The sequence below is a fragment of the Psychrobacter sp. TB20-MNA-CIBAN-0197 genome (genome assembly GCF_040309765.1).
Taxonomy (GTDB): Bacteria; Pseudomonadota; Gammaproteobacteria; order Pseudomonadales; family Moraxellaceae; genus Psychrobacter; species Psychrobacter submarinus.
Genome location: NZ_JBEOPC010000262.1, coordinates 1 through 322 on the forward strand (window position 1 = coordinate 1; position 322 = coordinate 322).

The 322-nt window shown below is 39.1% G+C and carries 1 protein-coding gene; it reads left to right on the forward strand.

Annotation, left to right across the window (positions count from 1 at the left end):
* Positions 1-116: 116 nt before the first annotated feature.
* The coding region (locus AAEY83_RS13580; RefSeq protein WP_351059594.1) for a roadblock/LC7 domain-containing protein at positions 117-322 on the forward strand (206 nt) is incomplete at its 3' end.

Consider the following 322-nt stretch of genomic DNA (forward strand, 5'->3'; position numbering starts at 1 on the left):
ATGTATATCAATATTATTAGGAAGGAATTATAATACCTTTCTTTAAACAAGGATATTTTTGACTAACTTCATTAGTTCATAAATAAAAAACCAATCACCAGTACAGAGAAAGCGATATGCGTACAGATTCATTTCAGCAGATATTGGAAGACTTAAACAGTTCATCAGCAGATGTTGAAGCATCTGCGCTAATCTCTAACGATGGTCTTATGATTGCTTCAGCTCTACCAACCGGCGTGGATGAAGATCGTGTGGGTGCTATGTCAGCAGCATTATTATCATTAGGTGACCGTGCAGGCCGCGAGTTGGCACGCGGTAGTAT